General features: G+C 64.3%; 28 protein-coding genes and 1 tRNA gene. 16 read left to right on the top strand and 13 right to left on the bottom strand.

Features of this window, described 5'->3' with window-relative positions:
* Window positions 1-41: 41 nt before the first annotated feature.
* Window positions 42-902, bottom strand: coding sequence for a zinc metalloprotease HtpX (gene htpX, locus Q7V31_RS01795; protein WP_304732099.1), 861 nt, complete (start codon window positions 900-902; stop codon window positions 42-44).
* 117 nt (window positions 903-1,019) lie between these two features.
* Here htpX and Q7V31_RS01800 point away from each other — a divergent pair, with 117 nt between their 5' ends.
* The gene (locus tag Q7V31_RS01800) at window positions 1,020-1,214 is read left to right on the top strand and encodes a DUF1674 domain-containing protein (protein WP_370690625.1); all 195 of its coding nucleotides are present in this window, start codon (window positions 1,020-1,022) and stop codon (window positions 1,212-1,214) included.
* Between the two features lie 57 nt (window positions 1,215-1,271).
* A complete protein-coding gene (locus Q7V31_RS01805; protein WP_304732101.1) occupies window positions 1,272-2,018 on the top strand; it encodes an extensin family protein in 747 nt (248 codons plus the stop codon).
* Window positions 2,019-2,059: 41 nt separating this feature from the next.
* Here Q7V31_RS01805 and Q7V31_RS01810 read toward each other — a convergent pair whose 3' ends face one another.
* Window positions 2,060-2,269, bottom strand: a complete 210-nt coding sequence (locus Q7V31_RS01810) for a DUF1902 domain-containing protein (RefSeq protein ID WP_304732102.1) — start codon at window positions 2,267-2,269, stop codon at window positions 2,060-2,062.
* Between the two features lie 182 nt (window positions 2,270-2,451).
* On the opposite strand from Q7V31_RS01810, the gene Q7V31_RS01815 reads away from it, so the two are divergent.
* Window positions 2,452-2,925 carry a thermonuclease family protein gene (locus tag Q7V31_RS01815; RefSeq protein ID WP_304732103.1) on the top strand — a complete coding sequence of 158 codons (474 nt, stop codon included), beginning with the start codon at window positions 2,452-2,454 and terminating at the stop codon, window positions 2,923-2,925.
* A 283-nt stretch (window positions 2,926-3,208) separates the two neighbouring features.
* Here Q7V31_RS01815 and Q7V31_RS01820 read toward each other — a convergent pair whose 3' ends face one another.
* From Q7V31_RS01820 to Q7V31_RS01835, 4 genes are all read right to left on the bottom strand, one after another.
* A complete protein-coding gene (locus tag Q7V31_RS01820; protein WP_304732104.1) occupies window positions 3,209-3,895 on the bottom strand; it encodes a hypothetical protein in 687 nt (228 codons plus the stop codon).
* Window positions 3,896-4,005: 110 nt separating this feature from the next.
* Entirely contained in the window at window positions 4,006-5,949 is a 1,944-nt protein-coding gene (gene acs, locus Q7V31_RS01825; protein ID WP_304732105.1) for an acetate--CoA ligase, read from the bottom strand.
* A gap of 162 nt (window positions 5,950-6,111) precedes the next feature.
* Complete coding sequence (locus Q7V31_RS01830; protein ID WP_304732106.1) at window positions 6,112-7,164, bottom strand: nucleoside hydrolase; 1,053 nt, start codon at window positions 7,162-7,164, stop codon at window positions 6,112-6,114.
* Window positions 7,165-7,175: 11 nt separating this feature from the next.
* Window positions 7,176-7,691, bottom strand: coding sequence for an isoprenylcysteine carboxylmethyltransferase family protein (locus tag Q7V31_RS01835; protein WP_304732107.1), 516 nt, complete (start codon window positions 7,689-7,691; stop codon window positions 7,176-7,178).
* Between the two features lie 100 nt (window positions 7,692-7,791).
* Here Q7V31_RS01835 and Q7V31_RS01840 point away from each other — a divergent pair, with 100 nt between their 5' ends.
* Window positions 7,792-8,322 (top strand): MarR family winged helix-turn-helix transcriptional regulator, encoded by a 531-nt coding sequence (locus Q7V31_RS01840; RefSeq protein WP_304732108.1) that lies wholly within the window; start codon window positions 7,792-7,794, stop codon window positions 8,320-8,322.
* 35 nt (window positions 8,323-8,357) lie between these two features.
* Here Q7V31_RS01840 and Q7V31_RS01845 read toward each other — a convergent pair whose 3' ends face one another.
* Complete coding sequence (locus Q7V31_RS01845) at window positions 8,358-9,629, bottom strand: CaiB/BaiF CoA-transferase family protein (protein ID WP_304732109.1); 1,272 nt, start codon at window positions 9,627-9,629, stop codon at window positions 8,358-8,360.
* Window positions 9,626-10,078, bottom strand: a complete 453-nt coding sequence (locus Q7V31_RS01850; protein ID WP_304732110.1) for a GNAT family N-acetyltransferase — start codon at window positions 10,076-10,078, stop codon at window positions 9,626-9,628. The genes Q7V31_RS01845 and Q7V31_RS01850 overlap by 4 nt, the downstream gene beginning before the upstream one ends.
* Before the next feature lie 362 nt (window positions 10,079-10,440).
* Between Q7V31_RS01850 and Q7V31_RS01855 the strand changes: the two genes are divergently transcribed.
* The gene (locus Q7V31_RS01855; protein ID WP_304732111.1) at window positions 10,441-11,187 is read left to right on the top strand and encodes a creatininase family protein; all 747 of its coding nucleotides are present in this window, start codon (window positions 10,441-10,443) and stop codon (window positions 11,185-11,187) included.
* Between the two features lie 317 nt (window positions 11,188-11,504).
* Here the strand turns inward: Q7V31_RS01855 and Q7V31_RS01860 are convergent, their stop codons facing one another.
* From Q7V31_RS01860 to Q7V31_RS01870, 3 genes are read right to left on the bottom strand one after another with little or no spacing between them, the layout of a single operon-like run.
* Window positions 11,505-11,930 carry an EVE domain-containing protein gene (locus tag Q7V31_RS01860; protein ID WP_304732112.1) on the bottom strand — a complete coding sequence of 142 codons (426 nt, stop codon included), beginning with the start codon at window positions 11,928-11,930 and terminating at the stop codon, window positions 11,505-11,507.
* A gap of 19 nt (window positions 11,931-11,949) precedes the next feature.
* Window positions 11,950-12,234, bottom strand: a complete 285-nt coding sequence (locus tag Q7V31_RS01865; protein WP_304732113.1) for a YciI family protein — start codon at window positions 12,232-12,234, stop codon at window positions 11,950-11,952.
* Window positions 12,235-12,263: 29 nt separating this feature from the next.
* Window positions 12,264-13,295 (bottom strand): NAD(P)H-dependent glycerol-3-phosphate dehydrogenase, encoded by a 1,032-nt coding sequence (locus Q7V31_RS01870; protein WP_304732114.1) that lies wholly within the window; start codon window positions 13,293-13,295, stop codon window positions 12,264-12,266.
* Between the two features lie 87 nt (window positions 13,296-13,382).
* Between Q7V31_RS01870 and Q7V31_RS01875 the strand changes: the two genes are divergently transcribed.
* Window positions 13,383-14,009, top strand: a complete 627-nt coding sequence (locus Q7V31_RS01875) for a TetR/AcrR family transcriptional regulator (RefSeq protein WP_304732115.1) — start codon at window positions 13,383-13,385, stop codon at window positions 14,007-14,009.
* A 427-nt stretch (window positions 14,010-14,436) separates the two neighbouring features.
* On the top strand, window positions 14,437-14,562 hold the full coding sequence (locus tag Q7V31_RS01880) for a hypothetical protein (RefSeq protein WP_304732116.1): 126 nt from the start codon (window positions 14,437-14,439) through the stop codon (window positions 14,560-14,562).
* 114 nt (window positions 14,563-14,676) lie between these two features.
* On the opposite strand, the gene Q7V31_RS01885 is transcribed toward Q7V31_RS01880, so the two are convergent.
* A complete protein-coding gene (locus Q7V31_RS01885; RefSeq protein ID WP_304732117.1) occupies window positions 14,677-15,576 on the bottom strand; it encodes an alpha/beta hydrolase in 900 nt (299 codons plus the stop codon).
* 11 nt (window positions 15,577-15,587) lie between these two features.
* Window positions 15,588-16,673: a tRNA (adenosine(37)-N6)-threonylcarbamoyltransferase complex transferase subunit TsaD gene (tsaD, locus tag Q7V31_RS01890; protein WP_304732118.1), complete on the bottom strand. Its 1,086-nt coding sequence runs from the start codon at window positions 16,671-16,673 to the stop codon at window positions 15,588-15,590.
* Between the two features lie 126 nt (window positions 16,674-16,799).
* Here tsaD and hemC point away from each other — a divergent pair, with 126 nt between their 5' ends.
* From hemC to Q7V31_RS01935, 9 genes are all read left to right on the top strand, one after another.
* Complete coding sequence (gene hemC / locus Q7V31_RS01895) at window positions 16,800-17,726, top strand: hydroxymethylbilane synthase (protein WP_304732119.1); 927 nt, start codon at window positions 16,800-16,802, stop codon at window positions 17,724-17,726.
* A 6-nt stretch (window positions 17,727-17,732) separates the two neighbouring features.
* Window positions 17,733-18,446, top strand: a complete 714-nt coding sequence (locus Q7V31_RS01900) for a uroporphyrinogen-III synthase (protein WP_304732120.1) — start codon at window positions 17,733-17,735, stop codon at window positions 18,444-18,446.
* An 86-nt stretch (window positions 18,447-18,532) separates the two neighbouring features.
* Window positions 18,533-19,786: a COG4223 family protein gene (locus tag Q7V31_RS01905; protein WP_304732121.1), complete on the top strand. Its 1,254-nt coding sequence runs from the start codon at window positions 18,533-18,535 to the stop codon at window positions 19,784-19,786.
* A gap of 7 nt (window positions 19,787-19,793) precedes the next feature.
* Window positions 19,794-21,320 (top strand): heme biosynthesis protein HemY, encoded by a 1,527-nt coding sequence (locus Q7V31_RS01910; protein ID WP_304732122.1) that lies wholly within the window; start codon window positions 19,794-19,796, stop codon window positions 21,318-21,320.
* On the top strand, window positions 21,314-22,330 hold the full coding sequence (locus tag Q7V31_RS01915) for an alpha/beta fold hydrolase (protein ID WP_304732123.1): 1,017 nt from the start codon (window positions 21,314-21,316) through the stop codon (window positions 22,328-22,330). The genes Q7V31_RS01910 and Q7V31_RS01915 overlap by 7 nt, the downstream gene beginning before the upstream one ends.
* A gap of 69 nt (window positions 22,331-22,399) precedes the next feature.
* Window positions 22,400-22,475, top strand: a tRNA-Thr gene (locus Q7V31_RS01920).
* An 88-nt stretch (window positions 22,476-22,563) separates the two neighbouring features.
* The gene (locus tag Q7V31_RS01925) at window positions 22,564-23,982 is read left to right on the top strand and encodes a homospermidine synthase (protein WP_304732124.1); all 1,419 of its coding nucleotides are present in this window, start codon (window positions 22,564-22,566) and stop codon (window positions 23,980-23,982) included.
* Window positions 23,983-24,217: 235 nt separating this feature from the next.
* Window positions 24,218-25,090 carry a sensor histidine kinase KdpD gene (locus Q7V31_RS01930; RefSeq protein WP_304732125.1) on the top strand — a complete coding sequence of 291 codons (873 nt, stop codon included), beginning with the start codon at window positions 24,218-24,220 and terminating at the stop codon, window positions 25,088-25,090.
* On the top strand, window positions 25,087-26,811 hold the full coding sequence (locus Q7V31_RS01935) for an ATP-binding protein (protein WP_304732126.1): 1,725 nt from the start codon (window positions 25,087-25,089) through the stop codon (window positions 26,809-26,811). The genes Q7V31_RS01930 and Q7V31_RS01935 overlap by 4 nt, the downstream gene beginning before the upstream one ends.
* Window positions 26,812-26,904 lie beyond the last annotated feature (93 nt).

Genomic DNA, 26,904 nt, shown 5'->3' on the forward strand with positions numbered 1-26,904 from the left:
CACAGGCCCCGCTTCAACACAAAGCGGCAGGCGCGGTGCGCTCAGCCCCGCACCCGGCCGGCGGCCATCGCCTGCGCCAGCTTGCGCAATTCGGCGACGCGGTTGCCGGTCGCCGGATGGGTCGAGAACAGATTGTCGCGGCCCTCGCCGTTCAGCGGATTGATGATGAACATATGCGCGGTCGCCGGGTTGCGCTCGGCGCCGGCATTGCGGGTCTGCCGCGCCGCGCCCTCGATGCGCTCCAGCGCCGAGGCGAGCCAGAGCGGATTGCCGGAAATTTCGGCGCCGCCCTTGTCGGCCGAATATTCGCGCGTGCGGCTGATCGCCATCTGCACGAGGCCCGCCGCCATCGGCGCCAGGATCGCCAGCGCCAGTACGCCGATGAAACCGCCCGGCGCGTTGCGGTTGCCGCCGAAGAAGAGGGCGAAATTGGCCAGCATCGAAATCGCGCCGGCAATCGTTGCCGTCACCGTCATGGTCAGCGTGTCGCGGTTCTTGATATGGGAGAGCTCATGCGCCATCACGCCGGCGAGTTCCTCCGGCGTCAGCATTTCGATCAAGCCGCTGGTTGCCGCCACCGCCGCATGTTCGGGGTCGCGGCCGGTCGCGAAGGCGTTCGGCTGCGGCGAATCGACGATATAGGTCGCCGGCATCGGAATGCCGGCATTCTGCGCCAGGCGCCGGACGATGCGGAAATAATTGGGCGCCGTCGTCTCGTCGACGCGGCGCGCTTTATACATGCGCAGCACCACCTTGTCGGAATTCCAGTAGGCGAAGAAATTCATCCCCGCCGCGACAATGAAAGCGATCGCCGCACCGCCGGCGCCGCCGATCAGATAGCCGATCCCCATGAAAAGCGCCGTCAGCGCGGCGAGCAGCATGAAGGTCCTGGCCGTATTCATCGCGTTTCCCGTTTCCTTTCGGTGGCGGCCGCCGCTGGCGTCCGGATTGTTCACGACCTATATGTAGTTTGGCTGCTGCCGCTTCAAGAAAAACCGGAACCGGTGCCGATGACCGAGATGGACGATACGCCCGATGCGCCCCCGCCCGGCAAGCAGCTGACGCCGGCGGCCAGGCGCGCGCTGGCCGAGGCCGAAACGCGGCGCAAGGCGGCGAAAGCCGCCGAGGCCCCGCGCGAAATCGGCGGCCGCGACGGGCCGGAGCCGACACGTTATGGCGACTGGGAGAAGAAGGGCATTCTCAGCGACTTCTGATCTTCTTGTCTTTCTTCCTTTCCACCGGGCCCCGGGGGGCATCGGCCAGGACCGTCTTTGACCGGATTTTTGAGCGGATTGCTGTCGCCCCGTCTGCGTCGCGCGCTGATCCGCATCGGCCGCATCGCCCGTTTGACGCTGATCACCGGCCTCGTCGTCGCGGCCGGCTGGTTTGCCTGGCTCAATTTCCCGGCCGCCTATCATCCCTTCAAGCCGCTCGACATCCGGGCGGCGCCGAACATGGTCACGCCGTTCAAGCTGCGCCGGCTCCACGGCGCCCATGGCGTCTGCATGGCGGCGGTCGGCGCCTCGGGCGCGACGGCGCGGGCCGACAGCATCGTCTCGCCGACGCCCGGCTGCGGCATGGAACAGGGCCTCTACCTGCAGCAATCGCTGATCCCCTGGGGCGGCGGCATCCGCCTGACCTGCCCGGCCGCGGTCGCGCTTTTGATGTGGGAGCGCCATGTCGTTGTGCCGGCCGCGGCCGCACATCTCGGCGCCGAGATCACCCGCTTCCATCACCTCGGCACCTATGCCTGCCGCAATGTCAACAATGCGGCGGCGGGACGGATCAGCGGCCACGCCTCGGCCAATGCCATCGACGTTGCCGGTTTCGGCGTCGCCGACGGGCGGCGCATCATGGTCGAGGATCACTGGGGCGCCGACAGCGATGAAGGCCGCTTCCTCGCCGCCGTGCATCGCGGCGCTTGCGGCCTCTTCGCCACCGTGCTCGGCCCCGATTACAACAGGCAGCATGCCGACCATTTCCATTTCGAAATGGCCTCCTGGGGCATGTGCCGGTAAGGGCGCGGAAAACTAGAACCGCTTCGCGCTGCCGATATCCTTCATGATGCCGTTGGCGGTGTCGTGTTCGCCAGATCGGGCGCACTCAGATGGTTCGCCACGATCAGTTCGGCGGCGGCGTCCATCACAACCTCGCGGAAAGCCTCGAGCGTTGCGGCTTCGACATGCAGCCCCTCGATGTCGCTTTCCGAATAGAAAACGCCTGCTTCCGCGTCCCAACATGGTTTGACGTAGAACGTCCTGTTTTGCATCTCTTTCCGCCCTTTGCCGCCGGCGCCCGCTATTAGGGGCATGATCGGCCTGGTCGAATCAATCGAATCTTGTCGGAGCCGCCGCGCGCCGGTCACCCCGTTATCTGCTGCGCTATGGCTTGCGTTGTTGGTCGAATGTGATTAAATTCCTAAATTCTTGAATTCAGTCTCTCAGGTGGCGTATGCGTATCCTCGTTCCGGCTCTGGCGGCCCTGCTTTTCGCGCTCCCGGCCGAGGCCGCCGAGCGGCTGGCGGGCCCGGTCGAGGCCGAGGTGATCCGCGTCATCGACGGCGATTCGCTGGTGGTCAGGGCCCGCATCTGGCTCGGCCAGACGGTCGAGACGCATGTCAGGCTCTCGGGCATCGACACACCGGAACTCAGGGGCAAATGCAGCGAAGAAAAGGAGCGCGCCGTGGCGGCGCGGGCGGCGCTCATCGCGCTTGTCGGCGAGGGGCCCGTGGCGCTTCGCGAGATCGAGAACGACAAGTTCGGCGGCCGCGTGCGCGCCAGGCTTGCCAGCGCCACGCATCGGGATATCGCCGAAGCGCTGATCGCGAAGGGTCATGCGCGGGCCTATGAGGGCGGCGCCCGGGCCGGCTGGTGCCATGTGGCGGCGGTTCCGCTGCCGCCGCCGCCGGATCAGAACAGCAGATAGATCAGGATGATGATCGGGATCGGGACGCCGACCGCCCAGAGCAGAATGCCGCGCATCTGAAGTTCCTCTCGCAACGCCCCGGCCCCGAAAAGAGATAGGGCGCGGGCGCGGCAAGTCCATAGGCGGTGTCGGGCATGGCGCTGGTGCTGCACGACGTAACGGAACGTGTCGATAAATGGCGATTCGATCGACATATCCGGCGGACGTGTCGATTTTTTGCCCGTTTTTCGACATGTCGCTGCGCGCGGCGGGTGAGGCGGTTCCCAAGCTGTGAAAGTACTGATTATTGCCCTGCTATTGGGGGTGTTGTGCAGGGTCGGTCTGCCGCGGCGGTGTCGCAGGGCGTCGTGCCGCCAACACCGAAGTCGTGAATGGCGTCTCTCGCCGCGAGAACCTTGTCGACAACGTGCATCGGGACCAGGAATTCACCCCGTTCATTTACTTTGAATTCGTCGCTGTGCCAGGCGCGCTGTACATGAAAAAGCCCGTGCTTTCCTTCAATTACGATTCCTCCGACCATTTCGTAGTTGCGGACGAGAACGCCGGCGGCGGCGGCTTTCGCCTCTGGTTTTGTAAAGCAATCGAACTGGTATACCGCTGATGGAAAATTGTTGCGCGGTCCGCCAATGACGGTGGGCGGATCAAATCTCCTGTCGCAATAACTGTTCTCGAAAGTCGTAATAAAAATTTGTGAATAGTTCTGTGCGAAGCCGGATGGTGCCGGTATCGGCGTTCGCAGAACGGTGACGGTGATCATGTCTTCCCAGCTCTTGAGCGATTGCTCTGCGGGAATATATTCGACGATCGTCTGACGCTCGTCAGTCTTCCTGTGTGCTTCCTTCCATCCGTCGGGAATTGCGACGAGCAGACGTTCAGTTGAATCCGGCACCTCGAATTCGATGGTCTCTGCGCGAGATGCAGATGCCGCAAGGATGAATATTGCGGCGAGTGACAATGTCCTGAGTGTCATGAAAACCCCCCTGTTCCCAAGAAGGATGATTTCACTCTGCTCGACCGCTGTCACGAAAAAAGGCCGCCCCGGGGGGCGGCCTTTCATCATTATACGGATGGGATCAAGCCTCACCCCGCCTTGTTCTGCCGGTTGTCGACGAGGTCTGTCACCACGCCGGGATCGGCCAGTGTCGAGGTGTCGCCCAAATTCGAGAAATCATCCTCGGCGATCTTGCGCAGGATGCGCCGCATGATCTTGCCCGAGCGCGTCTTGGGCAAGCCGGGTGCGAACTGGATCAGGTCCGGCGAGGCGATGGGGCCGATTTCCTTGCGCACCCAGGCGACCAGCTCCTTGCGCAGCGCTTCCGAGGCCGGCTCGCCGGCATTCAGCGTCACATAGGCATAGATGCCCTGGCCCTTGATGTCGTGCGGATAGCCGACCACGGCGGCCTCGGCGACTTTCGGATGCGCCACCAGCGCGCTTTCGACTTCGGCTGTGCCCATGCGGTGGCCCGAGACGTTCAGCACATCGTCGACGCGGCCGGTGATCCAGTAATAGCCGTCCTCGTCGCGGCGGCAGCCATCGCCGGTGAAGTAGCGGCCGGGATATTGAATGAAATAGGTTTCGACGAAACGCTGGTGATCGCCATAGACGCTGCGCATCTGCCCCGGCCATGAATCGTCGATGCAGAGATTGCCGCTGGTCGCACCTTCCTGCACGTTCCCCTCGGCATCGACGATGACGGGTTGCACGCCGAAGAAAGGCCGGGTCGCCGAACCGGGTTTCAAAGCGGTGGCGCCGGGCAGCGGCGTGATCAAGATGCCGCCGGTCTCGGTCTGCCACCAGGTGTCGACGATCGGGCAGCGGCCGTCGCCGACGACGCGGTGATACCAGAGCCAGGCTTCGGGGTTGATCGGCTCGCCGACCGAGCCCAAAAGCCGCAGCGATTTTCGGCTGGTCTTTTTCACCGGTCCGTCGCCCTCGCGCATCAGCGCGCGCAGCGCCGTCGGCGCGGTGTAGAAGATGTTGACGTTGTGCTTGTCGATCACCTGCCAGCAGCGCGAGGCGTCGGGATAGTTCGGCACGCCTTCGAACATCAGCGTCGTCGCGCCATTGGCCAGCGGCCCGTAGAGAATGTAGCTGTGGCCGGTCACCCAGCCGACATCGGCCGTGCACCAGTAGATGTCGCCATCGTGATAGTCGAACACATATTGATGCGTCATCGACGCATAGACCATGTAGCCGCCGGTTGTGTGCAGCACGCCTTTCGGCTTTCCGGTCGAGCCGCTCGTATAAAGAATAAAGAGCGGGTCTTCGGCGCCCATCTCCTCCGGCTTGCAGCTCGCCGGCACTTTCGCCGCTTCCTCGTCATACCAGACGTCGCGCCTTTCCATCATGCCGACAGTGCCGCCCGTGTGCTTCACGACGATGACGGTTTTGACGTCCGGGCATTTTTCGAGTGCCGCATCGGTATTGGCTTTCAGCGGAATCTTGCGGCCGCCGCGCACGCCTTCGTCGGCGGTCACGATGCAGGTCGAGGCGCAGTCGACAATGCGCCCGGCCAGGGCGTCGGGCGAGAAGCCGCCAAAGACCACCGAATGCACCGCGCCGATGCGCGCGCAGGCCAGCATCGCGTAAGCCGCTTCCGGGATCATCGGCATGTAGATGGTCACCCGGTCGCCGCGTCTGACGCCGCGGCTTTTGAGCACATTGGCGAACCGGCAGACCTCTTCATGCAGTTCGCGATAGCTGATCTTCTTGTCGGTGGCCGGATCGTCGCCTTCCCAGATGATCGCCACCTGGTCGGCGCGCTTTGCCAGATGCCGGTCGATGCAGTTGACGCTGGCGTTGAGCGTCCCGTCCTCGAACCATTTGATCGAGACGTTATGCGTGTCGAAGCTGGTGTTCTTGATCTTCGTATAGGGCTTCATCCAGTCGATGCGTTTTCCCTCGTCGCGCCAGAAGCCTTCCGGGTCGGCGAGGCTTCTTTCGTACATCGCCTTGTATTTCGTATCGTCGATCAGCGCACGCGTCTTCCATTCGGCGGGCACGGGAAAAATTTCATCGGACATGGCGGGCCTCCTTGATGACGCGGGCGTTCTTGGTTTCGCGCATTATGTCGGGCGCGGGGGGAGGGGACAAGGCGGGCGCGCTGCAAACATGGCCTGTGTTTGAGATCGACGTCCACGCGTTGCCAAAAATGCAGCGTCACCCCGGCGGTGCACGAAGCCGCCCTAGCGGTCGATCAGCCGCGCCATGAGCCAATCATGCATTTCGGGGGACATGCGGACGCAATAGTAGGCCGAGCTGCTCGCCAGCGGCTCTTCGGCGCGCTCGCTGTCGAGCCCGACCAAAAGGGCCTCGGAGCCGAATCGGGTGCCCCCGCGTCTTGCGTCCCTGGCGATCCAGACGCCCGCGTCCGCGCAATCGAACAGCGCAGGCTCGATCGCATAGGCGGCGGCCAGCGCGTCGAACGGATAGAAACCGTCGAGGCCGACGACAGTGACCCAAAAGCGCAACCAGCCATGCGCGCGCCGCGCGACCCATGCTGCGGCGCCGCCTGCCGTTTCGAGCCGGGCCAGATCGGCGGCCGTGAGGCGCAGGCGCCGAGCCACTTCGTAGGGAACGAGCGTGAGCGGGAGATGCATCGCCACGATTTCATGCCCGGCGGCGCGATCCTTTTCGAAATTGAAATCCCGGAACACCGGACCGTGGCCGAACAGAATGCCGGTGCCGCTTCCCTCGGACGGATGGAAAAGATGACCCGGCCGACGGCCCATGACGGCGACGAGCCGGGCCACGTTGTGCCGGAGGTCGGGGCGTTCGCGCAGGCTGGCTGCGATGTTCGTCAGCGGACCCAGCGCGACGATCACGAGCGGGCCTTCGGCGAGCGCCGCCTGGAGTGCGATGCGCGCGGCGGGGCCGTGATAGACCTGCGGCGCGGGCGCCACTTGTGCAATGAGATCGCGCGCGATCTGCGCCGCCGCGGCGGCGGGCGCGTTTCCCGCCACCGCGGAAATGCCGATGATGTCGATTTCGGCGGCGCGCAGCAGGACGAGAAGGGCGAAACAATCGTCGGCATCGGCATCGAGGGCATGGCCGCAGGCGGCGTCGGTATCGACCCAGACACGGCGCGGCAGTTCGACCGGCGGCCCGCCGGAGACGACCGGCAGTGGCGGCGCGCCCTGTTCACCGGTCGACCAGTGCCTGGGCGTAACGATGAAACTCAAAAGGACGAGGACCGCCAGCAAGGCGAGCGTGAAGAGAAGAAGGACCCTTGCCGACATTTCCTGCCGCGCTAGAGCCAGCGGCGGACGCGGGCCTTGTAGTCGCGGAAGGCGTTGCCGAAGCGACGCTCGAGATAGGCCTCTTCGCGGGCGACGACGCCGTAGCGGATCAAGAGGGCGAGCGGCAGCACAAGGATGAGTATCCACGGGCTGCGCACGACAAGGCCGATGCCGATATAGATCAAAAACATGCCGAGATAGATCGGATTGCGGCTCAGCCCATGAATGCCGGTCGTCACCAGCGCCGTGACGGGCTTTGTGCCCTGAACAGGCGTTGCCGCCCCGGCGAAGTTGCGGATCGCGGCGGCGAAGATCGCGACGCCGCCAAGGATGAACGCGCCGGCGATGACGGCGCCGACCGTGTGGCCAAGGCCCACCCCCGGAACGGGGCGCGGCAGGGGCAACAGGTGATCGACGGCGAAGCCGAGGAGGAGAGCGCCGAGGAAGAGAAGCGGCGGGCGCGCGACGGCGCCGGCGGTTTCGTTACCGGTTCCGGCGTCGGTCGACTGCGGTGCGGCGGGGTCCATCGTCCTGTCCTCCCGAATATGACAACCAAGGTGTCATCCTAGAAATTGACAACTCCGGTGTCAATCGGGGAGATTGGCGGACAGCGGAGGAAGGAAAACGATGGCATCGGCACGACACAAGGCGGAGACGGGCCGAAAGGCAGCGGCGGACCGAAAAACGGCGGCGGGCGCTGACGGCAAGGGCGAGGCCGTGGCCGAGCTGATGCTCGAAGTGGCGCAGTGCTTCTTCCGGATACGGGCGCTCGGCCAGAAGACGGGGCTCGTCACGGACTGGGGCGGCGGCGCCTTCGGCTTCATGCGCAGCCTTGCGTTGCTCGGTCCGCTAACCGTGCCGCAGATTGCCCAGATGCGGCCCACCAGCCGGCAGCGCATGCAGCGACTGGCCGACGAACTGGCGGCCGGGGGGCTCGTCGAATTCACCGACAATCCCAAGCACCGGCGCTCGAAGCTTGTGCGGCTGACGCGCAAGGGCGCGGCGTTCTACCGTGAACTCGATGCGCGGCTGCTTTTGATCGCGGCGAGTCTGGGCGGGTCTTTCGGCGATGCCGATATCCGCAAGGCGACCGGGATCGTGCGGCAGCTGAGCGACGATGTGAAAGCGCGCTCGGAGGGGTTGTCTCGGGACATCTAGATGGCGGTGTCGGCCCGCGTGGCCGCCGGGGAATTCTAGCTGATCTCTTTCGTCCTTGTCAGCGCCGCGATTTCCGCCTCGCTCATCCCCGCCTCGCGCAGCACTTCCGCCGTCTGCTGGCCGAGGCGCGGCGGATGGCGGCGAATGCTCGACGGGCTCTGGAAAAAACGCACCGGCGGTTTCAGCGCAAAATAGGGTCCGGCGTCCGGGTGGTCGTAGCGGGCGAAGAAACCGACCGCCTGCAAATGCGGATCGTCCTGCAGATCGTCCAGCCGGTTCATCTTCACGGCGGGAATGGAAAGCGGCTTCAACAGCGCCAGCCATTCCTCCGTCGTCTTCGTCTCGGTCGTTTCCTCGATCATCGCATAGAGGTCGCGGATATGGACGGTGCGCGCCTTGTAGGTGTTGAAGCGCGGATCGTTTTTGTAATCGTCGAGCCGGCCCGCCAGTTCGAAAAACTGTTCCCACTGCTTGTCGGAATAGGGCAGCAGACCGATATGGCCGTCGCGCGTCCTGTAGGGCCGGCGGTCGGGATTGGTGATGCGCCCATAGGTCCATTGCCCGGTCGGCGGATCGTAGACATGGTCGTAGAAATGTTCGGCCAGCACGAAGGAGGTCACCGCTTCCAGCATCGGCACTTCGACGAATTGCCCCTCGCCGGTGCGCTCCTTGTGGAAGAGCGCGGCGGTGATCGCCTGCACCATGAACAGGCCCGACACCTTGTCGGCCATGATGGTCGGGATATAGCGCGGCTTCGGGTCGCCATCCATGCGGCCCAGCAGATCGGCCGCGCCCGAGCCCGCCTGGATCAGATCGTCATAGGCCGGCAATCCCGCATAAGGCCCATCCGAGCCATAGCCCGCCGCATGGACAAATATAATGTCGGGCTTCACCGCCTTGATGTCTTCATATGAGAGGCCGAGCTTCTTCATCGCCGCATAGCGGATGTTCGAGGCCAGCACATCGGCACTCTCGACAATCTTCAACAGCGCCGCGCGGCCCTCGGCGCTGGCGAGGTCGAGCAGCACCGAGCGCTTGTTGCGGTTGATGGTCATGAAAATCGGGCCGAGATCGGGCGCGGCGCCTTCCGGCAGGTGTCCCGGCCAGCGCATGATGTCGCCGCCCGCGCCGCCGCCGCCCGTCGGCGATGGCGCCTCGACCTTGATCACATCGGCGCCCATGTCGCCGAGGATCTGCGTCGCATAGGCGCCGAAAACCACCGCCGTCAGATCGACGATCTTGACGCCTTTCAGCGGGCCCTTGTTTTCGGTTTCGAGTTCTTTCGTTTCTTTCGGCGTCTGGCTCAATGCGCGTCCCCGGCTTGTCCTGTCCATTCATAGAGAATGTCGGGCAGCCCCTCCTCGTTGTCGGCGCCGTTGGTCCGGCGCGTCTCTTTCAATCCATGCCGCTCATAGAAGCGGCGGGCGCCGAGATTGGCCTGAAACGTCCACAGCGAAAAGCCCCCCGGCAGCTCGGCCTTGGCCTTTTCGAGCAGGGCCGAGCCTGCCCCTGCGTTCTGCGCCGCCGGATCGACATAGAGATGATGCAGCCAGCCGGGTTCCAGCGCCGCGAAGCCCAGCAGCGCGTCCCCGCGCACCGCCAGCCAGACCGCGCTGCGCCTGACCACGCGGTGGATGAAAAGCCGCGTATCGGCATCGCTGTGGAGCTTCGGCAGGTAAGCCATCCCCGCCCGCGCCGCGATGAACACGCGCGCCACCTCCTGCCAGTCGTCATCATCTGCGCGGCGGATCTGCATGGCCCCAATCTACAGCGTCATTGCGTGCGAAGCGATCTGTCCGCCGAAGCTCCGAAGGAGCGAAGGGGGAAGCCATCCATTCCTTTGCCGTTTCGACGCAGAAAGGGTTTTGCACGCAGAGGCGCAGAGACGCAGAGAGGAATGCAAGCGTGGCCGCATCCCGTTTCCAGTCGCCTGATTGTTCCTGCCGGGCGAAGCCCGGCAGAAAGGAAGCGGTGCTTGCGAGGGTCTGATGCCATTGCCCCGCGTCACGACACCTCTGCGTCTCTGCGCCTCTGCGTGAGTCCTTCCCTTTTCCTGCATTTGTCCTGCGGTGCCATCCCCGATTCCACATTCTCCCCCGCCTCCTCTATGCTCCCCCCATGCTGCTGCATCTTTCCACCTGGCCCGAGATCGAGGCCTATCTGGCAAAGTCGAAAGGGATTGTGATCCCGATCGGCTCGACCGAGCAGCACGGGCCGAACGGGCTGATCGGCACCGATGCGATCTGTCCGGAAGCGATCGCGCAGCGCGCGGCGGCCGAAGCCGGCTTTCTGGTCGGCCCGACTTTCAATGTCGGCGTCGCGCAGCATCATCTCGGATTTCCGGGTTCGATGACGCTCAGACCCTCGACGATGATCGCCGCCATTCACGACTGGGTGTCGTCGCTGGCGCGCCACGGTTTCGAGCGCATCTATTTCTTCAACGGTCATGGCGGCAATGTCGCGACCATCGAGGCGGCCTTCGCCGAGATCTATGCCGACCGGTCGCTGAGTGCAGAGGCCTCCAATCGCGGCCCGGTCAAATGCAAGCGCGCCAACTGGTGGGATTTCAAACCGGTCACCGATTTCTGCAAGACGCGCTACGGTTCGTCGCATGGCGCCCATGCGACGCCATCGGAAGTCGCGGTGACGCAATTCGTTTATCCGGCCGCGATCAAGCAGGCAGAGATGAACCCCAAGGTCGCGCCTTGGGGCCGCTATACCGACGCCGAAAGCTACCGCGCGGCCTTCCCCGACGGCCGCATCGGCTCCGACCCCTCGCTCGCCGATCCTGAAGACGGCGAAAAACTGGTCGCGCTGTCGGTCAAGGGGCTGATCGAGGATTTCCGGAAATTCGAGGTGGCGTGAGGGCGCCCCTTCTCCGCTGTCACACAAACTCCACAGCGCAGCGCTGCGCTGCGTCCTTCCTGCCACAGCGGGGATAAATCGCGGACTTGTCCCCGCAGCGGGGACAAGTCGATGCTGCATTGCGATGGCGCGACGAAAAGAGAGACGAATTCGTCTCTCTGGTTGTCTCTCATCTCGGCACGGAGAAGCGCTCAAATTCCATTTGTGACAGTTTTTTGACAGTTTTGTGACAGAGGGGGTGTTTTGGCCTGTTTTTGCTGCCAATCGGCTGTGCATTCCGGCCTTCATCCTCCGTCAACGGATCAAGTTATCCCCGGTCACGGCGCCTTCTTCAAGCCGCCCATGGCGCAGATCCGTTTCCACTCCTCGGCGCGCACCGGCTGCACCGAGAGGCGCGACTGTTTCAGCAACGCCATCTCGGCCAGGCGCGGCTCGCCCTTGACGTCGGCCAGCGTTACCGGTTCGGGCATGTCGCACACCGCCTCGATGTCGACAAGACCGAAGCGGCCCGTCTCGTCGGTCGGGTCGGGGTGATGCTCGCCGATCACGCGGACGATGCCGACGATGCGCTTCTCGTCGACCGAATGATAGAAGAAGCCGAGGTCGCCCTTTTTCATCGCCTTCATGTTGTTGTTGGCCTGATAGTTGCGCACGCCCGACCAGGGCTCGCCCTTGGCGCCTTTCTTCTTCTGGTCGTCCCACGACCAGGTCGAGGGTTCGGATTTGAAAAGCCAGTAGGCCATGTTCGCCGTTCCTTCGCGCTTATTCCTTGGGGCCGAGCAGCCATTTCCAGGCGCGCACATCCGTGTGCTGAAAGAGGCCGGCCTTGTTGTAGGGATCGTTCTCGACGAGCTTCTCGGCCGCGGCACGATCGGCGACATCGATCACCAGCAGCGAACCGTTCATCACGCTCTGATCGTCATTGGTGAAGGGCCCGCCGATCTTCACGCAAGCCGCCTCGCCCCAGTATTTCAGATGCGCCTCGCGATTGGCGAGGCGGAGTTCCAGCGCGTCCGGCTTGTCGGTGTAGATCAGGCAGAAAAGCATGGGCGGGGTTCCATCTCGTTTTCGTTGCTTCAAATCTCGGCGCGGAAGGGGCGCGACAGCAGTGCCGCAATGGCTTCGTCGACGCTCGTCTTGCCGGTTACGAGGGCCGCGACCGCTTCGGCGATCGGCATTTCGACCTTGTGCTTCTTCGCCAGCGCCACGACGGCGGCGGCCGAAAAAACGCCTTCGCTGACCGAGTGGCGCGAACCCATGATCTCCTCGAGTGTCTTTCCCTCGCCCAGCGCCATGCCGAGCGACATGTTGCGCGACTTGATCGAGTTGCAGGTCAGGATCAGATCGCCGAGACCGGAAAGTCCGGTCAGCGTTTCGGCGCGCGCGCCCATCGCAAGACCGAGCCGCGTCAGTTCGGCAAAGCCGCGCGTCGTCAGGGCGGCACGCGCGCTCTCGCCGAATTTCTTTCCTTCGACAATGCCGCAGGCGATCGCCAGCACGTTCTTGACCGCGCCGCCGATTTCGGCGCCGATCAGGTCGGCGGAATAGTAAGGCCGGAATGTCGGCAGGCCGATCGCGGCGGCGAGCGCTTCGGCGGTCCGTTCGTCGGCGCAGGCCAGCGTCACCGCGGTCGGCTGGCCGCGCGCGACTTCGGCGGCAAAGCTCGGGCCGGACAACACGGCGGCTTGCGCCTGCGGCGCGGCTTCCGCCAGCACTTCGGTCAAGAGCTTGCCGGTCTCCTGTTCGATGCCCTTGGCGCAGAGGACGACAGGCGTCGCCGGCGCGAGCGCGGGGCCAAGTTCCGTCAGTACGCGGCGCATATGCTGGGCCGGCGTCACCATCAGCAGCGCGTCGGCCGCGCTCATCTCCGCCAGCGCCGTCGTCGCGCGGATGCCGGCATCGAGCGCGATGCCGGGCAGGAAGGTCGCGTTTTCGTGGCGGGCATTTATCCCGTCGGCAACCTCCGCCTCGCGCGCCCACAGCGTCACCCGGCAACCGGCGCGCGCCGCGACCTGCGCCAGCGCCGTTCCCCAGGCGCCCGCGCCGACGACGCCGATGCTTTTGATGGCGGTCGTGATCTTCTTCTCTCCGGCAATTTTTTCGGCCAACAGGGCCCTCCGTCCCGCATGGTGCTGCAGGTGCTAACGATTGAACGGTTCGTTGATTATTTATTCCGCCGCATTACAATCATTTGTATGACCGCTCACGACGCCACGCACCAGAAAATCATCGAAGCCGCCAAGCGGCGCTTCACGCATTACGGCTATACCAAAACGACGATGGCGGAGCTCGCCGCCGATTGCGAGATGTCGCCGGGCAATCTCTATCGCTACTTTCCCGGCAAGCTCGACATCGCCGAGGAAATTTGCCGCGAGGCGTCGATGCAGACGGCCGAGGATCTGTCGCGCATCCTTACGACGGCTGGCCGGAGCGCCGCCGAGCGCCTCTACGACTTTCTCTTTATGGATCTGCGCGAGACTTTCCACAAACTCGAGGAAGACCGGAAGATCGTCGAGATGGCGCAGATCGTCACCGCCGAGCGTCCCGAGTTCCACAACGAAGGTCTGAAACGCGAACGCGAGGTTCTGGTCCGCATCATCGAGCTCGGCAATATGTCCGGCGAGTTCAAGGTACCCGAACCCGAATTCGCCGCTGAGATGATCCAGGCCGCCACTCTGAAGTTCAGCTATCCGCAGCTTTTCACGCGCCTGCCGCTCGACAAACTCGAAAGAGAGCTTGAGGGCGTCTATCAGCTGATCGTCGCCGGGTTGAAAGGCGGCGCTGCCTGTTGCGACCCGCAAAAGCTGCTCGCGGAAGCTTGAATCGCTCTAAAACTCCTCCCAACACATTAGTTCTATTGCACTGCATGGTTTGATTCAGCGTGGCAATGAATGGCTTAGTGCGCTGTTTTCGTTCATAAAACACAGGCTGTGACCGTGTTTTGTGTTGCAGTGCGGCAACATAAATCCTGATGATTGAACATTTTTTATTTTGTTCATTGTTTCTCACTCAGGGCCTCCTAAATCCCCTCTGTCGGCGGGACACCGGACCGAAACCGCCGCGAAGGAACACAGGAGAAAGAGCCATGATCAACATCACCAGCAAGCTGACCAACCGCGTCATCACGGTCGTTGTCGCAGGTTACTCGCTCGCCTTCCTGGCTCAGATCGCCTCCCAGTACGCGGCCTGAGCGGGAACGGCACCCCATCAAGGGCGGCTCGGCCGCCCGCTATTCGAAAGACCATCGCCATGACGCAGAACCGGAAAGTTTCCCCCCTTGTGGAGCGCGTCGCCGCCAAAGCCATCGCCGCGCTGTTTGTGGCCTACACGCTCGCGCTGATCGTGCAGACCTCGGGCGTCGCCACCATCGTCTGATTTCCCCGTCCGGGCTCCTCCCCCTCCCCCTCAGGGAGCCCGGCGATCCCAAGGCCCTTGCCCCCCAAGGGTCTCTTGACCCCGCCGCTTTCCCCGCGGCGGGGTTCTTTTTTGTCAGTCGAGATGCTGGCAGGCAAAGCGCACGATATGCGTGATCGCTTCGCGCCCCTCGGGCAGCATGTCGGCGTTGAGCTGCCAGACATGCCAGACCTTCGGCCAGACCTCGAGCGTCGCCTCGGCGCCGGCGGCCTTGAGAGCTGCCGCCATGCTGACTGCATCGTCCCTCAGTATCTCGCGGTCGCCGACCTGAAAGAGCGTCGGCGGAAAACCGGACACGTCGCCGAATAACGGCGAGAGGTAGGGGTTTTTCGCATCGGCGCCCGGGCAGTAGGCCGGCATCAGGCTGGCCATGAGTTCGGGCACGAACATCGCGTCGGCCTCGGCATTCGACTGCATCGACGTACCGCCCCCGGTCATGTCGGTGGCCGGAGACAGGCAGATCAGCGCCGCCGGCAGCGGCAGATTTTCGGCCTTGAGGCGCAATGCGAGCGCAAGCGTCAGGTTTCCGCCGGCCGAATCGCCGCCGACAAGGATGGATTTGGCAGGCAGCCCGCCTTCCAGCAGCGCCCGGTAGGCCGTCACGCAATCGTCGAGCCCCGCCGGGAAATGGTGTTCCGGCGCCAGCCGGTAGTCGACCGCATAGACCGGCACACCGACATCCTTGGCGAGCCGCCAGGTGAGCGGACGATGCGTGCGCGGCGATCCGGCAACGAAGCCGCCGCCGTGGATGTAGAGAATGGCGGCGTCGGTGCGGTTGTCTGCCGCCGAAAGTCTCTCGGCCAGAACACCGCCGAGATCCACGGCCTCGCAGACGATGCCGGCCGGCAGCTTCGACGATCTCGCTTCCATCTGCAGCATTAGCGGGCGCAGCAGGTTCACATCAGGGTTCTTGCGAAAGCGGCGCTTGATCTGCCAGCGGATCAACAGGTCGATCAAAGGTAGCTGCAGGCTCATGCGTATTCCTTTCAGGCTTTCACGCCGGCGCCGCGCGCCGGCATCGCGTCCGGGTCGAGCGGCCAGCGGGCGCGCGGGCTGACCGAGATCGGATCGATGAGACCCAGCGCCAGCCGTTCGGCACCCGCCCAGGCAATCATCGCGCCATTATCGGTGCAAAGCTTTAGCGGTGGGACGACGATTTCATAACCACAGGCATGGGCCGAAACCTTCAATCGCTCCCGCAGCATCATATTGGCGGCGACACCGCCGGCGACGACGAGGTGGCGATGGCCGGGCGGGATCGTGTCGGAAGCGAGCGCCATTGCATTTTCGGTGCGTTCGGCCAGCACATCGGCGACGGCGGCCTGAAACGAGGCGGCGATGTCGGCGCGGTCCTGATCGCCCAGTTGGCCGAGGCTTTCGGCTGTCTGCCGTACAGCGGTCTTGAGACCCGAGAACGAAAAGTCGCAGCCCGGGCGGCCCATCATTGGCCTGGGCAAGGCGAAGCGCGTCGCGTCGCCCTCATGTGCGGCGCGCTCGACCGCCGGCCCGCCGGGAAAACCGAGGCCAAGCAGCTTGGCGACCTTGTCGAAAGCTTCGCCCACGGCATCGTCGATCGTCGTGCCAAGGCGGCGATAGCGGCCGACGCCTTCGACGACCAGAAGCTGGCTGTGACCGCCCGAGACCAGCAGCAGCAGATAGGGGAAGGGCAGACCGTCGGTCAGGCGTGCCGTCAGTGCATGGCCTTCGAGATGATTGACGGCCAGCAAAGGCAGGCCGCGCGCCGCTGCGATGCCCTTGGCCGTCATCAGGCCGACGATGACGCCGCCGATCAGGCCCGGTCCGGCGGTCGCGGCGACGCCATCAATATCGTCCCAACCGATCCCGGCTTCTTTCAACGCGCGCGCAATCAGACCATCGAGATGCTCGACGTGGGCGCGGGCGGCGATTTCCGGCACCACGCCGCCAAAGGGCGCATGCTCGGCGATCTGGGAGAAAACGACATTGGAGAGAATTTCGCCCTTGGCCTCCGGGCCTGCGCCGCGGCGCACCACAGCAGCGGCCGTTTCGTCGCAGCTTGTCTCGATGCCGAGCAGGGTGAGCGGTTTCGTCACGGGTTTTGCGCCTCAAAAGGTCAGCCTTTCCCTCTCGCAAGGGGGATAAACGGGCTATAAGAAGCCCGAACGGCAAACCCGCAGCCGGAGAATTTCCCGGCTGGCATACAACCTTAGAGACCCTGCATGCAACGGCGCTATCGCATCGGCACCAGAGGATCGAAGCTGGCGCTCATCCAGGCCAACGAAGTGGCGCGCCGGATCGCGCAGGCGCAGCATCTGTCGGTCGAACATGCGGCCGAGATCGTCGTCATCAGCACGGAAGGCGACCGGGTGCAGGATCGCGCCCTTTCCGAAATCGGCGGAAAAGGGCTTTTCACGCAAGAAATCGAAGAGCAGCTTGCCGATGCCCGTATCGACATCGCCGTTCATTCGATGAAAGACATGCCGACCCAACTGCCCGACGGGCTGATCATCGATTGTCTGCTGGAGCGCGCCGATCCGCGCGATGCCTTTCTGTCGTCCAAAGCCGCGACGCTTGGGGCCCTTCCGCAGGGCGCCATTGTCGGCACCTCGTCGCTCCGCCGCGCCGCACAGGTCCGGGCCCTCCGGCCCGATATTCGTGTGGTGCCGTTTCGCGGCAATGTCGACACGCGTCTCAGGAAGCTTGCCGAGGGTGTCGCCGACGCGACCCTGCTCGCAATGGCCGGTCTGATCCGCATGGGATTTCAGGACAAGGCGACGGCGCCGCTGTCACCCGAAGACATGTTGCCTGCCGTGGCACAAGGAGCGATCGGCATTGAGCGCCGGGCAGGTGATGACGAGGCGGCGCATCTGCTCGCCAAGATCCATCACCGGGAAACCGGACTGCGCGTCGCCGCCGAGCGCGCGCTGCTTGCCGTTCTCGACGGTTCCTGTCGCACACCGATTGCCGCGCTTGCCGAAATTTCGGGTGAGCGACTGCATCTCCGCGCCATGATCCTGACGCCGGATGGTTCGGAAGTTCTCGAAACGACGCGTGAAGGTCTGGCAACGGATGGCATTGCGCTTGGGCGCGATGCCGGGCTCGAACTCAAATCCCGTGCGGGTCCGCATTTCTTCGACGGGGTTTGAGACGCCATGCGGCTCCTCGTCACCCGGCCTGAGGAGGATGCGATCGAGCTCGCGCGCGTCCTTGCCGCGCGCGGCCATGAGGTGGTGATGGCGCCCGTGATGTCGATCCGCTATCTCGATGCGGCAGAACTGTCCGAGCGCGCCTGGCAGGCATTGCTCGTGACCAGTGCCAATGGGGCACGGGCGCTGGCGCGTCATCGACAGGCGGCGGCGTTGAAGAATGTGCGGGTTCTCGCGGTCGGTCCGGCCAGCGCCCAGGCTATGGCGGATGCCGGCTTCCGGTGGGTCGAGGCGGCGGATGGCGACGCCGATGCGCTCGCGGCGCTGGTCTGTCTGGAGCTTTCGCCCGATGGCGGGCCATTGCTTCACGTGGCCGGCAGCGTCGTGGCCGGCGACCTCAAGGCGGTTCTCGAGGTTCAGGGTTTCGAGGTCGAGCGGGTGGTTCTCTACGAGGCCGTGCCGGTTGCCGCGCTCCCCTCACCGGCGGTGCGGGTGATTGCCGAAGGTCGTATCGATGGCGTTCTCCTCTATTCGCCGCGAACGGCCCGCCTCTTTCTGTCGCTGGTGCACAATGCGGGCCTGGAATCCGAACTTGCTGCGATCACCGCTTATTGCCTGTCGCCCGCCGTCGCCGAGGCGCTGGGCGATGTGGCCGTTCTTACGGTGAAAATCGCGGAGCGGCCGGAGCAGAACGCAATGCTGGCCCTGATCGAGAGCTGAATTCATCTGAACTTCGTCCTGACCGGGCGCCTTTGAGCCTCTATAGTGTCGGCCGAACCGGCATGATCCCCCCAAGATGGTTCCTTATGACTGATTCAAACGATGCGGATGCGGGCAAGGGTCCTGAACCCGAAATTCTGAAGCCGGATGCGGAAGCACGGCGGCGCAATGAAAAGCCGCGCAAGGAGCCCCGCACGCTTGAGGGAACGGCAGAAGAGGTGCGTGGCGAAAGCTCGGCAGAGGCGCAAACGAGCGGGGCCGAAACACGCCGGCAAGCGCTCGATGGCGGGGCGTCGGCCGGTGGATTGGCGTTTGCCGCTGCCGCCGGTTTCGGCGGCGCCGCCGTCGCGCTTGTTGCGGCCTGGATTCTTGGCTTCGGCGCGCCTGCGATCGACACCGCGACCGATGAAAGACTCGCCGATCTCACGGCGCGGATTGCCGCGACCGAGATCAGCAATGGCGACAGCGCAGACAGCATCGACGTGCGTGTGCAAGCACTGGCTGCGCGTCTCGATGCAACGGAGGCAAAGGTCATCGCTGCCGAAACGGCGGCGCCGGACGCACAACTGGGCCGGCTTGCCGAAGAGCAGCAATTGCTGAAAGAGGCGCTTGACGATACGCGCCGCATGGCGCGCGTCACGCAGGATCGGATCGATGCGCTGGCCGCGGGTCTTCCGCCCGCCGGCATTGCCGACCATGTTGGCAGCCTCGATGTGCTGGTGAAGGCGCTTGATGCGCGGCTTGCCACGCTCGCGCCGCAGATCGAAACGATGGAAGCGCGCGTCGTTCTCCTTGAGGAAAAGAAGGACGATCCGGATGCGGCGGCGCGTGCGGCGCTCGGACTTGCGCTTGCCAATCTTGCCCGCGTTGCCGAGACGGCAGGGCCATTCGCGGCGGAACTCGATGCGGTGGCCAGTTTCCTGCCCGATGAGCCGGGCCTGACCTCATTGTCCGACGCGGCGGCGAGCGGCGTTGCAACACGCGCTGCGCTCAAGGCGCGGTTTCCTTCGGTGGTCGAAGGCATTTTCGATGCCGAGCGCCGCGCCGGGGATGAAGGCCTCTGGTCGCGCTTTGTCGCCAACGCCAAATCGCTGGTGACGATCCGACGCACAGGCGAGATTTCGGGCGAGACGACCGAGGCGATTGTCGCACGCATGGAAGAGCGTCTGAAAATCGACGATCTTGCGGCCGCGGCAGCTGAAGGCAATTTGCTTCAAGGTCCCGCGCGCGTCGCGGCGGCGGCGTGGCTTGAGGATGCACAGGCGCGACTCGAAACCGAAACCTTGCTGCGCGATCTTTCGGCACGCGTCGCGACGCAGCTCTCTCAGAGCGGGGGTTGAAGCCGCGATGCTGCGCGCCCTGTTTATCTTTGTCGTTATCGCGCTTCTGAGCGCGCTCGCAATCTGGCTCGCCGACAATCCCGGCGAGTTGACGATGCACTGGCGCGGCTATGAAATCCGCACCAGTTTTGTTGTTGGTGTCGGCGCGATGGCGCTCGCGGCCTTTCTGGTGCTGCTCGTCTATCGCGTCGTGTCGATCTTTGTCGATACGCCGGCCAGCGTCTCGGCATTTCTCGAAAAGCGCCGCCAGCAAAAAGGCTTCCTGGCACTTTCGCGCGGCATGGTCGCCGTTGCCGCGGGCGATGCGGCAGATGCAAAGCGCTATGCGGCGCAGGCGCACAAGCTGCTCGATGCGCCGCCGCTGACACTGCTGCTTGCCGCGCAGGCTGCCCAACTCGAAGGCGACGAGACCTCTGCGACCGGTTACTTCGAACGGATGCTCGAAGCGCCGGAGACCGAGTTTCTGGGTTTGCGCGGGCTGTTCATCCAGGCGCGGCGGGCCGGCGATCGGGATCTGGCGCTTGCTCACGCGCGACGTGCCTTCGAACTTCGGCCGCAAACGCCCTGGGCGGCACAGGCGGTGTTCGAAATCGAAGCCGCCGAGGAGGACTGGGACGCGGCGCTGAAGACGCTTGATCGCGAAGTGTCGGCACGGGTCATTTCACGCGACATGGCGCGCCGCCGCCGCGCGGTTCTCCTGACCGGCAAGGCGATGACGGCCGTCGAGGCTGCGCGTGGACAGACAGGCGAGGCGCGAAGCGCAGCACTTGAAAAAGCCGTCGCCCTGGCGCTCGACGCGGTGGCGCTCGCGCCAACATTTCCGCCGACGGTAGCGCTTGCGGCGCGGCTCTGTGCCGAGACCGGACGTACGCGCAAGTCGGCGCGGCTGCTCGAGGCGGCCTGGAGCGCCGCGCCGCATCCCGAGCTCGCCGATGTCTGGCTCGACATGATCGAAGGCGAAAGCGGTTATGACCGTGCGGTTCGCGCGCGTGTACTGGCGGCGCACCATCCGGATCATATCGAGAGCCGCATTCTTGTCGCACGCGGCGCGATCGGTGCGCGCGACTGGCCGGCAGCGCGCGAAGCGCTCGGCGCCTATGTCGGACCCGACGCACATGAAGTGCCGACGCAGCGTATCTGCGAGCTGATGGCTGAAATCGAAGAAGGTGCGTTTGGCGACAGAGGCGCGGCGCGGGGCTGGCTTGCCCGCGCGCTTCATGCACCGGAAGACCCGCTCTGGACTGGCGAAGGCTATCGGTCGTCGCGCTGGTCGCCGATCAATCCGATGACGGGCGCCTTCGATCAGCTGGTCTGGACGGCGCCCGTCATCGGCCTTGCGCGCGAGGTGCAACGGCCTGTCGCGTTCGAGGCGGAGGCGGCGAGAGCGGAAACGCCGGCACCGGCGGCTGTGGGCGTTTCGTTGCCGGCGCGGGTGGCGACCAAGGAGACGGTCGTCTTTCAACCGCCCTTGCCTGACGATCCGGGCCCGGACGGTGCTGCCGAAGAGACGCAAGAGGGGGAACGGAAATGGTGAAGCGGATACTGGTCGGAACGCTGACGCTGATCGTTCTGGCGTTTGTGGTGATTGTCATTTCGGTCATGCGGTTCGATGTGCCGCGTGAGGAACTGATCGGGAAATATGCTGGCGGTGCTTCGCAGTTCGTGACGCTGCCGTCGGGGGCCAGCGCGCATTTCCGCGATGAAGGCAATCGGGATGGCCCCGCTCTGGTGCTGGTTCACGGCTCCAATGCCTCGTTGCATACATGGGAGCCCTGGGTTGCCGAACTCGGTGGCACTTACCGCATCATCAGCATGGACCTTCCGGGCCATGGCCTGACGGGTCGTGTCCCGGGTGACGACTATAGCCGCGAAGGCATGGCGGCGTTCGTCCACGAACTGGCCGACGCGCTCGGCGTGACGCGGTTCGCGATCGGCGGAAATTCGATGGGCGGCGGCGTTTCGGCGCTTTATGCGATGGAGCATCCCGAGCGTGTCTCGGCGCTGATCCTGGTCGATTCTGCCGGTGTGCCGGTGGTGCGCGACGATACCGACCCGCCGCTTGCTTTCCGCCTCGCGCGGATGCCCGTTCTCAGCAAGGTCATGCGCTATGTCCTGCCGCGTTCGGTCGTCGAAGAGGGTGTGCGCAAGGTCTTTGTCGACCAGTCGAAGGTGACCGACGATATGGTGTCGCGCTATTTTGACTTGTCGTTGCACGAAGGCAATCGCGATGCGACGCGGATCCGTTTCGCAAGCTATGCCGGGCGCGATGAGGCGGCATTCGCGGAGCGTCTCGGGGCCATCGAGATGCCGACCCTGATCATCTGGGGCGACAAGGACCTGCTCATTCCGGTTGCCGCGGCCAACACGTTCAAGGAGCGCATCCCGCATGCCGAACTCGTGATCTACGAGAATGTCGGCCATGTGCCGATGGAAGAGGTGCCGGTGGAGAGCGCGGCAGCAGTGGCGGCCTTTCTCGCGGTGGCGCTGGCCCCGCCGGCTTCAAGCGCTGTGGTGGTCGAGGAAGAACCGGAAGAGGTCGAATAGGGCGGTTGCCAAAGGGCGCGGGGCGGGGTATCTGAGGCCCTTGAGCGGCTGGGTTTCTGCCGCTCCGGCGCCGCTTTAGCTCAGTTGGTAGAGCACCTCATTCGTAATGAGGGGGTCGGGTGTTCGAGTCACCCAAGCGGCACCATACCCCCCCTCTGTCACCGAACTGTCACAAAACTGTCATAAATCTTTCGCGGACGGAATTCCGACCGGGCACGAGATCGAGGCAAGTCATGGCGTCCGACATCAAGCATGCCCGTTTCGAGGGCCGTATCGTCATTGTCGGCTTCGGCAGCATCGGGCAGGGCGTGCTGCCGCTGCTGCTCCGGCATATCGATGTCGCAGCGGAGCGGATTTCGATCCTGACCGCCGATGAGGGCGGGCGGGATGTCGCTGAAGCCTATGGTGTCGGGTTCGCAGTGACGCCGTTGCGCAAGGGTAATTACCTCTCGGTGCTCGATCCGCTGCTGTCGGCGGGCGACTTCCTGCTCAACGTCTCGGTCGATGTGTCGAGCCTGGCGCTGGTCGAATTCTGCCGCGCCAAGGGCGCGCTCTATCTCGACACCTGCATCGAGCCGTGGAGCGGTCAATATACCGATGCTTCGCGCTCGCCCTCGCAGCGTTCCAACTATGCGCTTCGCGAAAACGCCATGGCGCTGAAGGCGAAGCATGCGGGCGGACCGACAGCGATCCTGACGCATGGCGCCAATCCGGGCCTCGTCTCGCATTTCGTCAAACAGGCGCTTCTCGATATTGCCGCGGATACGAAGACGGCGGTCACAAAACCGCAAAGGCGCGAAGACTGGGCGCGGCTTTCGGCAAGGCTCGGCGTCAAGGTCATCCACATCGCCGAACGGGATACGCAAGTGTCGCCAACGCCCAAGCGCATCGGCGAGTTCGTCAATACCTGGTCGGTTGACGGTTTTGTCAGCGAGGGCTGCCAACCGGCCGAGCTTGGCTGGGGCACCCATGAACGGCATTTCCCGGATGACGGGCATCGCCATGCCGGGGGGCCGGGCTGCGCGATCTATCTGGCGCGCCCGGGCGCCTCGACGCGGGTCCGGAGCTGGACGCCGAACGAAGGGCCTTATCACGGCTTTCTGATCACGCATGGCGAAGCGATTTCGCTGGCCGACTATTTCACGGTGCATGAAAACGGCGCCGCGCAATACCGGCCGACCGTTCACTATGCCTATCACCCTTGCGACGATGCCGTTTTGTCGGTGCATGAATTCGCCGGCAAGAACTGGCAGGTCCAGAAAGCCAGGCGGCTGATGATGGAGGAGATCAGCGCCGGCATCGACGAGCTGGGCGTGCTGCTGATGGGCCATGCGCGCGGCGCCTACTGGTATGGCTCACAGCTTTCGATCGAAGAGGCGCGCCGCCTTGTGCCGCATAACAACGCGACCAGCCTGCAGGTGACGGTGGCGGTGCTGGCCGGCGTCATCTGGGCGATCGAAAACGCCGGGCGCTGGATCGTCGAGCCGGAGGAAATGGATTTCGAGCGGATTCTCGAAATCTGCCGGCCCTATCTCGGGAAGATGGTCGGCGCCTATAGCGACTGGACGCCGCTGCTCGACCGGGGCCTCCTTTTCGAGGAAGAACTCGACGAAGGCGATCCCTGGCAATTCCGGAATTTCCGCGTCGTCTGACCCGGAGGCGGCTGCCTCTTTCCGGCGCGGCCAGAAGCCAGAGCGCGGCGACGGCTCCGAGGGGCCGCCAGAGCCAAGCCGGTTTGCCGCATGATTTCCTCCCCGATCTGTCCTTGCCGGTCCGATATGCGGCAAATTTAGCGATTTTCTCAAGGGCCCGTTTACCTCCGGGCAAGGTGGCGGCGCGTATGCTGAGAGCCGGTCTCCTCCCAGGGGCAGGGCTCTGAAAACAGCAATGTACGGCCAGAAAAACATATCGCAGGCGCGCCGCAAATCGCTGCTGGCGGACTACTCGACCGACCTTGGACAGTTGATGTCACGCCGGCGGTCGGAAGCGGCGTTGCGTACGGCCAAGATCGAGTCCGATGCCGCGAGCCGTACCAAGTCCGAATTTCTCGCCAATATGAGCCATGAGCTGCGTACGCCGCTCAATGCGATCATCGGTTTTTCGGAGTTCATCCAGCACATTGCCGCGACCGGCAAGCCATCCGAAAAGACCGCCGAATATGCCGAGCATATCGCCGGCGCCGGACGGCATCTGCTCAACATCATTTCCGACATTCTCGATATCTCGAAAATCGAAAGCGGCACATTCACGCTGTCGACCGAGCTCTACGGCCTGCGCGAACTGATCGACGCCTGTACGGTGCTGATCGAACCGCGTGTGCGCGAAAAAGGTCAGACGCTCGAAATCAGGGCCGACAAGGATCTACCGCAAGTGCCGGTCGATGTCCGGCGCATCAAGCAGGTGCTGATCAATCTGTTGTCGAATGCGCACAAGTTCACGCCCGAGGGCGGGCGCATCGTGCTGGTCGCGACGCGCGCCCCGGATGGCGGCGCCACGGTTGCCGTCGCCGATAGCGGTATCGGCATGAACGAGAAGCAGCTCGCCTATGCGATGACACCGTTCGGCCAGGTGCAATCGAGCTATGCGCGCGGCCATGAGGGAACCGGCCTCGGTCTGCCGATCGCGGCGGCGCTGGCGCGCCTGCATGGCGGCGAGTTTCACGTTCATAGCGAACCGAACAAGGGGACGACCGTCTTCTTCACGCTGCCGCCGCAGCGTTCCGATCGGCACCCCCCCCTCTCACAAGGCCTGTTGCAATGAGTGTCGCCGTACCGCCGCCTGCGCCGCAGGCCGATGTCGCGCCCGGCGGCCCGCCCGAACCGGAGGCGCCGCCCTTTGTCGAGCGCCGTGGCGTCCCCGCCGCGCCGCCTCGCCGCATCGCGCATATCGTGTCGGTGTCGGGCTCGCAGGCGATCGCCGTACTCGAGCGCGACAAGACGCCGGGTGCGGAGCCGACGCGCGTCGAAATCGGCCAGCTGGTCAAGATGCCGACGCCGGCCGCGACCGTTGTCGGTCTTGTGTCGGCCGTCAGCGCGCCGTCACCCGCGATGGGCGGCGGCGAGGATATCGGTCTGATCGAAATCAATCTCGCCGGCGAAGTTGCCCTCGATCCCAAGGACGGGCGGCTGAGCTTTCGCCGCGGTGTCGCCCATCTGCCGACGCTTGGCGATGCGGTGCTGCTGGCCGATCGTCACGATCTGACGCGTGTCTACACGCAGCCGAATGTCGCGACCATCGAAGTCGGTACGCTCTATCAGGACCCGGCGGTGCCGGCGCGTTTCCTGACCGACGATCTGCTGGCCAAACATTTTATCGTGGTCGGCACGACCGGCTGCGGCAAATCCTGCGCATTGACGGCGATCCTGCAACGCGTGCTGATGCAGCACGACCATGCCCATATCGTCGTTCTCGACGTACACAACGAATATCCGGCGGCGTTCGGCGAACGCGCCGAGTTGATCGATCCGACCAATCTGCACCTGCCGTTCTGGCTGCTGAATTTCCAGGAACTGGCCGCGGCGCTGACCAGCGGCGACGCCGATCACGACGCCGAGGTCGAGATTCTCAGCGACGCCGTGCTGACCGCGAAGCGGCGCTATTCGGATGCTTCGTCGAGCCGCCAGCTGGCGCGCCGGCCTGGCGATCTCAGCGGCATGACGGTCGATGCGCCGACGCCGTTCCGTCTGTCCGATGTGCTGTCGGTGATCGACGAACAGCTTGGCAAGCTCGAACGGACGCAGAAGACGATGCCCTACCGGCGCCTGAAGAGCCGCATCGAAACGCTGGCGAGCGACCAGCGCTACAGCTTCATGTTCGGCAGCCTGACGGTGCAGGACACGATGACCGATATTCTCGGCCGGTTGTTCCGTGTACCGAATGACGGCCGGCCGATCACGGTGATCGACCTTTCGACCGTGCCGCCTGAAATTCTCGACGTGGTGATTTCGGTGATCGCGCGGCTCGCCTTCGACCTCGCCGTGTGGAGCAAGGGCGGATTGCCGATGCTGCTCGTTTGCGAAGAGGCGCATCGCTATGCGCCGGCAACGACCGGGAAAGGTTTCGAGCCGACGCGCCAGGCGCTGTCGCGCATCGCCAAGGAAGGACGCAAATACGGGTTGTCGCTGGCACTGGTGACGCAGCGTCCGTCGGAACTCGACGCGACCATTCTTTCCCAATGCAGCACCGCGGTGGCGATGCGGCTGTCGACCGAGCGCGACCAGCAGGTGATGCGCGCCAATACGCATGACGGGGCGCTCGACCTGCTCGATTTCCTGCCACTTCTGGGCGACCGCGAGGCGATCGTTCTGGGGCAGGGCGTTGCCATGCCGATGCGCATTCGCTTTCACGATGTCACCGCGAAGGGCCTGCCGCGCAACGTCAATACCGCCTTCTCCGATTCATGGAGCCGGCCCAATCTCGACCGCGCGGGCCTTGAGGCCATCGTCACGCGCTGGCGCCATGCGGGCCGCGAACGGCCCTGAGCTGCAAGCGCGGCGGCAGGGCCCATCGTCCGCGACCGAATGTCTCCCTGAATTGGCGGTCCGGGCGGGTGCGGCGGCGGCGATTTGGCGCTA

The organism is Parvibaculum sp. (assembly GCF_030651915.1).
In the GTDB taxonomy this organism is placed as follows: domain Bacteria; phylum Pseudomonadota; class Alphaproteobacteria; order Parvibaculales; family Parvibaculaceae; genus Parvibaculum.

Coding starts and splice junctions, on each gene's coding strand:
- Q7V31_RS01930 (WP_304732125.1), top strand. CDS start 24,218: ATGTACGGCCAGAAAAACATATCGCAGGCGCGCCGCAAATCGCTGCTG.
- Q7V31_RS01860 (WP_304732112.1), bottom strand. CDS start 11,930: ATGGCCTACTGGCTTTTCAAATCCGAACCCTCGACCTGGTCGTGGGAC.
- Q7V31_RS01915 (WP_304732123.1), top strand. CDS start 21,314: ATGGTGAAGCGGATACTGGTCGGAACGCTGACGCTGATCGTTCTGGCG.
- Q7V31_RS01820 (WP_304732104.1), bottom strand. CDS start 3,895: ATGACACTCAGGACATTGTCACTCGCCGCAATATTCATCCTTGCGGCA.
- Q7V31_RS01840 (WP_304732108.1), top strand. CDS start 7,792: ATGGCATCGGCACGACACAAGGCGGAGACGGGCCGAAAGGCAGCGGCG.
- Q7V31_RS01830 (WP_304732106.1), bottom strand. CDS start 7,164: ATGTCGGCAAGGGTCCTTCTTCTCTTCACGCTCGCCTTGCTGGCGGTC.
- hemC (WP_304732119.1), top strand. CDS start 16,800: ATGCAACGGCGCTATCGCATCGGCACCAGAGGATCGAAGCTGGCGCTC.
- Q7V31_RS01855 (WP_304732111.1), top strand. CDS start 10,441: ATGCTGCTGCATCTTTCCACCTGGCCCGAGATCGAGGCCTATCTGGCA.
- Q7V31_RS01810 (WP_304732102.1), bottom strand. CDS start 2,269: ATGCAAAACAGGACGTTCTACGTCAAACCATGTTGGGACGCGGAAGCA.
- acs (WP_304732105.1), bottom strand. CDS start 5,949: ATGTCCGATGAAATTTTTCCCGTGCCCGCCGAATGGAAGACGCGTGCG.
- Q7V31_RS01835 (WP_304732107.1), bottom strand. CDS start 7,691: ATGGACCCCGCCGCACCGCAGTCGACCGACGCCGGAACCGGTAACGAA.
- Q7V31_RS01880 (WP_304732116.1), top strand. CDS start 14,437: ATGACGCAGAACCGGAAAGTTTCCCCCCTTGTGGAGCGCGTCGCCGCC.
- Q7V31_RS01850 (WP_304732110.1), bottom strand. CDS start 10,078: ATGCAGATCCGCCGCGCAGATGATGACGACTGGCAGGAGGTGGCGCGC.
- Q7V31_RS01865 (WP_304732113.1), bottom strand. CDS start 12,234: ATGCTTTTCTGCCTGATCTACACCGACAAGCCGGACGCGCTGGAACTC.
- Q7V31_RS01875 (WP_304732115.1), top strand. CDS start 13,383: ATGACCGCTCACGACGCCACGCACCAGAAAATCATCGAAGCCGCCAAG.
- htpX (WP_304732099.1), bottom strand. CDS start 902: ATGAATACGGCCAGGACCTTCATGCTGCTCGCCGCGCTGACGGCGCTT.
- Q7V31_RS01905 (WP_304732121.1), top strand. CDS start 18,533: ATGACTGATTCAAACGATGCGGATGCGGGCAAGGGTCCTGAACCCGAA.
- Q7V31_RS01885 (WP_304732117.1), bottom strand. CDS start 15,576: ATGAGCCTGCAGCTACCTTTGATCGACCTGTTGATCCGCTGGCAGATC.
- Q7V31_RS01900 (WP_304732120.1), top strand. CDS start 17,733: ATGCGGCTCCTCGTCACCCGGCCTGAGGAGGATGCGATCGAGCTCGCG.
- Q7V31_RS01935 (WP_304732126.1), top strand. CDS start 25,087: ATGAGTGTCGCCGTACCGCCGCCTGCGCCGCAGGCCGATGTCGCGCCC.
- Q7V31_RS01815 (WP_304732103.1), top strand. CDS start 2,452: ATGCGTATCCTCGTTCCGGCTCTGGCGGCCCTGCTTTTCGCGCTCCCG.
- Q7V31_RS01925 (WP_304732124.1), top strand. CDS start 22,564: ATGGCGTCCGACATCAAGCATGCCCGTTTCGAGGGCCGTATCGTCATT.
- Q7V31_RS01910 (WP_304732122.1), top strand. CDS start 19,794: ATGCTGCGCGCCCTGTTTATCTTTGTCGTTATCGCGCTTCTGAGCGCG.
- Q7V31_RS01800 (WP_370690625.1), top strand. CDS start 1,020: ATGGACGATACGCCCGATGCGCCCCCGCCCGGCAAGCAGCTGACGCCG.